Genomic DNA, 6,000 nt, shown 5'->3' on the forward strand with positions numbered 1-6,000 from the left:
CTTCGTGAGCGACCTCACGGTACCCGCTCAAAGCGCGGTTCTGGTCGTCCTTCCGAGGCTTTTTGCGCTTCTTGCAGAGAAGTGATTCCGGTTTGCGGATGAATGCGATACAAGGGCGCATTGTGCAGGAGGATCACATGCCGCTTCTTTCGCTCTTCGCCGTTTATTTCATCGTCTGGTGGACGGTGCTTTTCATCGTCTTGCCGATTGGTCTGCGCACCCAGGACGAGGACGGCGACGTGGCGCTGGGCACGGTTGCCAGCGCCCCATCCAGCTTCAGGGGCGGACGGATCGTCTTGTGGACGACCCTCATTTCGGCCGTGATCTGCGGGATCTGGTACGGTGGAAGCTGGTGGTTCGGCGTGAGCCTTGATGACCTGCCGAGAATTATCCCCGTTTTTGATTGAATGGCGCCGCCGCCACGCGGGTCATCGTGGTGCGTGACCTCTCTCTGCTAGCGAATGAGAGTGCCTGTTAAGGAGGCAACTCGGCGCGGATCTCTCGTGCAAAGCGTCATACGGATGTCACATGTATCGTGCACACACCATCCAAGGTGGTGCATCGACGGTCGGCATTCGCGCAAATGAATGAGCTCAAGAGCGAAACTGGGTTCGAGGCAAAAAAAAACAAGGCCTTTCAGCCTTGTTTTCCAGTTTTCGCGTGATCTGTAACCGTTACCGGGGCAGCGAACGAGCGCGCCTAAGATCTAATCCTCCCAAGACTGACCGCGAAATGACAAGAATTTAAACTTCCTGCCTCTTTTGTAAGCTAAAGCTAGCCCAAAGCCCCATGCTTGTCATCTTATTTTTTGCATATTTGTTACAGTCGGCAAAAAATTCCCTGTGGTGCATTATGTCGCACCCAAGCAAGAATAATATTCCGGCCAAAGCGTTTTGACGAGAATTAGCTATCGCGAAAATACCTTGAAATCGCCTTTATCGCTCTTTTCATGGCGGGTTTTCATCCGGGCCGGAAACGGCTATATCCGGCGCCAATATCCCTCTATTCGGGGCGATTCCCGCGCTTCACGCGCGGTCGTCCGCATCAATGGAAGCCGTCATGCGTCTTAGCCGTTATTTCCTGCCCATCCTGAAGGAAAACCCCAAGGAAGCCGAGATTGTGTCTCACCGCCTCATGCTGCGTGCCGGCATGATCCGGCAGCAATCGGCTGGCATCTATTCCTGGCTGCCACTCGGCAAACGCGTGCTCGATAAGGTTAACAAGATCATCCGCGAGGAGCAGAACCGCTCCGGCGCCATCGAGCTCCTGATGCCCACCCTGCAGTCGGCAGAGCTGTGGCAGGAAAGCGGCCGTTATGACGACTACGGCAAGGAAATGCTGCGCATCAAGGACCGCCAGGATCGCCAGATGCTCTATGGCCCCACCAACGAGGAAATGATCACCGACATCTTCCGTTCGTACGTGAAGTCCTACAAGAACCTGCCGCTGAACCTCTATCATATTCAGCTGAAGTTCCGCGACGAGGTGCGTCCCCGCTTCGGCACCATGCGCTCGCGCGAGTTCCTGATGAAGGACGCTTATTCCTTCGACCTTACGAAGGAAGACGCGATCCATTCCTACAACAAGATGTTCGTGGCGTACCTGCGCACTTTCGAGCGGCTTGGCCTGCGCGCCATTCCCATGCGCGCCGATACCGGCCCGATCGGCGGCAATCACAGCCACGAGTTCATCATTCTGGCCGACACCGGCGAATCCGAGGTCTTCTGCCACAAGAGCTTCCTGGGCCGCGCGATTCCCGCTGAAAGCACCGACTTCGACGATGTCGAAGCATTGCAGGGCGTGTTTGACGAATGGACGGCTGATTACGCCGCCACCTCTGAAATGCATGACGAAGCCGCCTATGACGCGATTCCTGAGGGCGAACGCCTTTCGGCACGCGGCATTGAGGTCGGCCACATCTTCTATTTTGGCACGAAATATTCCGAGCCGATGGGCGCAAAAGTGCAGGGCAAGGACGGAAAAGAACATCCTGTCCACATGGGTTCCTACGGCATTGGACCGACACGCCTTGTTCCCGCCATCATTGAAGCATCGCATGACGAGAACGGAATCATCTGGCCGGCTTCGGTCGCTCCTTTCGACGTCGTGATCATCAACATGAAGGCTGGAGACGCGGCCTGCGATGCAGCTTGCGAAAAGCTGTATTACCAGCTCTCCAACGCCGGCAAGGATGTTCTCTACGACGATACGGACGACCGTGCGGGCCAGAAATTCGCCACGGCCGATCTGATTGGCGTGCCGCTGCAGATCATCGTCGGTCCGCGTTCGGTCGCGAATGGCGAAGTCGAAGTGAAGGATCGCAAGACCGGCGAGCGGGAAACCGTCACCGTCGAGGCGGCAATGAACAGGGTGCTGGCCTGAGCGCAAGCGCTAGTCGGAGCGGCCCAGTTGATGGTCGCTCCGCTTTTGCATCGCCGATGCTAAGGAAATACAGGCCGGGTTTTGGAAAAGCCGGCCTTGCAGTTTGAAATCAGGGAGACGACATGGCACAAGCCGAGGCTGAAAAGGGTGCGGCTGTTTCTGCCGGGGTAAAGACCGCCCGGCCGTTTTCCGCTTTTGAACGGATGGTGGCATGGCGCTACCTGCGGTCACGGCGCAAGGAAGCCTTCATTTCCGTCATTGCCGGTTTTTCCTTTGTCGGCATTATGCTGGGCGTAGCGACGCTCATCATCGTCATGGCCGTCATGAACGGTTTCCGCACGGAGCTGATCTCCCGCATTCTCGGCATCAACGGCCACATGATCGTGCAGCCGATCGATCAGCCCTTCAACAATTACGATGAACTCGCGAAGAAGTTCGCCGCCGTTCCCGGCGTCACCATGGCGTTGCCGCTGGTGGAGGGCCAGACGCTCGCCTCCGGCCGCGGCGGTGCGGGCTCCGGCGCTCTGGTGCGCGGTGTGCGCCAGGAGGATATCGACAAGGTCAAGGAGGTCGCCACAAACATCAAGACCGGCGATCTCGTTGGCTTCATGGCAGGTGACGGCGTCCTCGTCGGTTCCAGGCTTGCATCGCAATTGGGTGTCACGGCTGGCGACGATATCACCCTCATATCACCGGAAGGTGACGTGACCCCGATGGGGGTTAATCCTCGCGTCAAATCCTACAAGATCTCCGGTGTCTTCGAGATCGGCATGTCCGAATACGACGCCTCGATGATCTATATGCCGCTCTCGGAGGCGCAGCTTTATTTCAACGCTGACGGAGTCGTGCAGTCCATCGAGCTCTATGTCAGCCGCCCGGATGACGTTGACGGCATCCGCCCGCTGGTGGAACAGGCGGCTGAAAGGCAGGTCTACATCACCGACTGGCGGCAGCGGAACCAGACCTTCTTCTCCGCCCTGCAGGTGGAGCGGAACGTGATGTTCATGATCCTGACGCTCATCGTCCTGGTGGCGGCGCTCAACATCATTTCCGGCCTGATCATGCTGGTAAAGGACAAAGGGAGTGATATCGCCATTCTGCGCACCATGGGCGCAAGCTCAGGTGCTGTGATGCGCATCTTTTTCATGACTGGAGCGGCGATCGGCACGGTCGGTACCTTCGCCGGCGTGGCGCTTGGTGTCCTCGTGTGTCTCAATGTCGAATCCATCCGGCAGTTCTTCTCCTGGATTTCGGGCACGGTGCTGTTTGATCCGCAGCTCTATTTCCTCAGCCAGCTTCCGGCCGAAATGGATATTGGTGAGACCATCACGGTCGTCATCATGGCTCTGACGCTCTCTTTCCTGGCAACGATCTTCCCGGCCTGGCGTGCTTCCAAGCTCGATCCGGTTCAGGCCCTGCGTTACGAATAAGGACCGCTTCGCAATATGGCAAAAAAAACAGTGCTGCGGCTTACTGGTGTCGAAAGAACCTATGGTCAGGGCGAGACATCGCTTTCCATCCTGCGCAAGGCGGATTTCCAGTTAAAGAGCGGTGAGATGGTGGCGCTGGTCGCCCCCTCCGGCACCGGAAAATCGACTTTGCTGCATCTCGCCGGGCTTCTCGAACATCCAGACGCCGGCGAAGTTTATATCAACGACGCGCCGTGTAACGGCCTGCCGGATGAGACCCGCACGGCGATCCGCCGCAGTGACATCGGCTTCGTTTATCAGTTCCACCACCTCCTGCCCGAGTTTTCGGCAGTTGAGAACGTGATGATGCCGCAGCTCATTGCAGGTCTCACGCAGGCAGAGGCACGCAAGCGCGCGAGTGCGTTGCTGGATTACATGCGGGTGGGACACCGCGGAGAACACCGGCCGGCAGAACTTTCCGGCGGTGAACAGCAGCGTGTCGCCATTGCCCGCGCGGTCGCCAACGCGCCCCTCCTGCTTCTGGCTGATGAACCGACCGGCAATCTCGATCCGGAAACGGCATCCTATGTCTTCGACGCGCTGGAGGCGCTGGTGCGACAGTCGGGCCTCGCCGCACTCATCGCCACCCATAATCACGAGCTTGCCGGCCGTATGGACCGGCGTGTGACGCTCGCCGAAGGAAAGATCGTCGACTTCTGACCCTGACCGGCAGGGCAGCATCTGTCTCTCAGCATTCCGAACGCAGTGGCGGATCGTCATCTGGACGCCGAGACCATGCAATAGCACAGCGCTGGGTTGCTGGCCTGGGTGATGTCGGCGTCGCGATCCAAGGATAAGCATCCTTACTACATGATTTTTTTGAACCCGGAGGTTTTTTCACCTCCGGGTTTTTTGCTTTGGAGTCAGCGACTTGTTTGGCTGCTCGCGGGAACCCGCGGCGATTCTCCGGCATTGGCAAGAGGAACATCGACAGAACCCTGTTGACAAACGAACAGAATGAGAACAAAATTAGAACATAACGAGTAAGGAGAGACCAATGACTGATTTCATCCGTGACGTTGCCGCTTTCACCTCCATCGCTGTCTTCGTTGCCAGCTTTTCGGTGATCCTCACCGCCCTTTGAAGAAGACACCGGCGCAGAAGCGTGTATGGACACCGCAAGGCGGTGGACATTGAGCGCCGGAAATCGGAAAATCGCCCCCGTGATTCAGAATGACAGGATGATGATATGGGCGATATGGTTGTGCATGGGGAGAGCTCTGGCGACACCGTGAAAACTCCCGGTTTCGTCCATCTTCGGGTGCACTCCGCCTATTCTCTTCTTGAGGGGGCCTTGCCGCTCAAGAAAATAATGGCCAAGGCCGTCGCAGACGGTCAACCGGCCATTGCCATCACTGATACCAATAACCTTTTTGTGGCGCTGGAATTTTCCGAAAAGGCCCGTGACGAGGGATTGCAGCCGATCATTGGCTGCCAGCTATCGATCGACATGCAGGATGCGGCGGATGACCGCCGCAGCCATAATAGCCATCTTCAGAAACTTCCCGCCATCGTCCTCCTTGCCGCCAATGCGGAAGGATACGAGCGTCTGGTCGATCTCGTCAGTCGCGCTTATCTCGACGGCGAGGGCAGTGGTCACGCGGTGCATATAACCCGCGCGTGGCTGGAAGAAGCTTCCAATGCGGGGCTCATTGCACTGACCGGCGCATCCGGCGGGCCAGTTGATATGGCACTGAAGGACGGCCACGCCGCGCAGGCCAGAGAGAGGCTTCTGGCGCTGAAGTCACTCTTCGGTGACGGCCTCTATATCGAGTTGCAGCGCCAGTCAGGTTTCGATCGTTCGCACGAGCGGCGCATGATCGGCCTTGCCTATGAGCACGATATTCCGCTGGTTGCGACCAACGAAGCCTTCTTTCCGTCGAAGGCCGATTATGAGGCGCATGATGCGCTGATGGCCGTCGCGCACAATGCTATCGTTTCGGACGACAGCCGCTTCCGGCTGACGCCTGATCACTACCTCAAGAGCCGTGCGGAGATGACGGCGCTGTTTGCCGATCTTCCCGAGGCGCTCGACAACACCGTCGAGATCGCGCTGCGCTGCTCTTACGTACTGAAAAAACGTGGCCCCATCCTGCCGCGTTTCACCGGCGCCAGCGATGATCCGGAGGCGGCCGAGCGCGCCGAGACC

5 protein-coding genes are annotated in these 6,000 nt (G+C 57.9%); all 5 read left to right on the plus strand.

From position 1 onward, the window contains the following. Positions 1–137: 137 nt before the first annotated feature. On the plus strand, positions 138–407 hold the full coding sequence (locus ACUTJJ_RS05835; protein WP_445541589.1) for a DUF1467 family protein: 270 nt from the start codon (positions 138–140) through the stop codon (positions 405–407). A 652-nt stretch (positions 408–1,059) separates the two neighbouring features. Beyond that, positions 1,060–2,382 carry a proline--tRNA ligase gene (gene proS / locus ACUTJJ_RS05840; RefSeq protein ID WP_296070822.1) on the plus strand — a complete coding sequence of 441 codons (1,323 nt, stop codon included), beginning with the start codon at positions 1,060–1,062 and terminating at the stop codon, positions 2,380–2,382. A gap of 122 nt (positions 2,383–2,504) precedes the next feature. Further along, a complete protein-coding gene (locus ACUTJJ_RS05845; protein WP_063951188.1) occupies positions 2,505–3,812 on the plus strand; it encodes a lipoprotein-releasing ABC transporter permease subunit in 1,308 nt (435 codons plus the stop codon). Between the two features lie 15 nt (positions 3,813–3,827). After that, on the plus strand, positions 3,828–4,511 hold the full coding sequence (locus tag ACUTJJ_RS05850) for an ABC transporter ATP-binding protein (protein ID WP_063951187.1): 684 nt from the start codon (positions 3,828–3,830) through the stop codon (positions 4,509–4,511). Positions 4,512–5,040: 529 nt separating this feature from the next. Next, positions 5,041–6,000 (plus strand): PHP domain-containing protein (locus ACUTJJ_RS05855; RefSeq protein ID WP_445541590.1); only part of this gene is annotated, 960 nt, incomplete at its 3' end.

The organism is Agrobacterium sp. DKPNP3 (genome assembly GCF_052686535.1).

What these genes read in the sequence shown, in the direction of transcription:
- ACUTJJ_RS05835 (WP_445541589.1), top strand. Translation starts at nt 138, where the DNA reads ATGCCGCTTCTTTCGCTCTTCGCCGTTTATTTCATCGTCTGGTGGACG.
- proS (WP_296070822.1), top strand. Translation starts at nt 1,060, where the DNA reads ATGCGTCTTAGCCGTTATTTCCTGCCCATCCTGAAGGAAAACCCCAAG.
- ACUTJJ_RS05845 (WP_063951188.1), top strand. Translation starts at nt 2,505, where the DNA reads ATGGCACAAGCCGAGGCTGAAAAGGGTGCGGCTGTTTCTGCCGGGGTA.
- ACUTJJ_RS05850 (WP_063951187.1), top strand. Translation starts at nt 3,828, where the DNA reads ATGGCAAAAAAAACAGTGCTGCGGCTTACTGGTGTCGAAAGAACCTAT.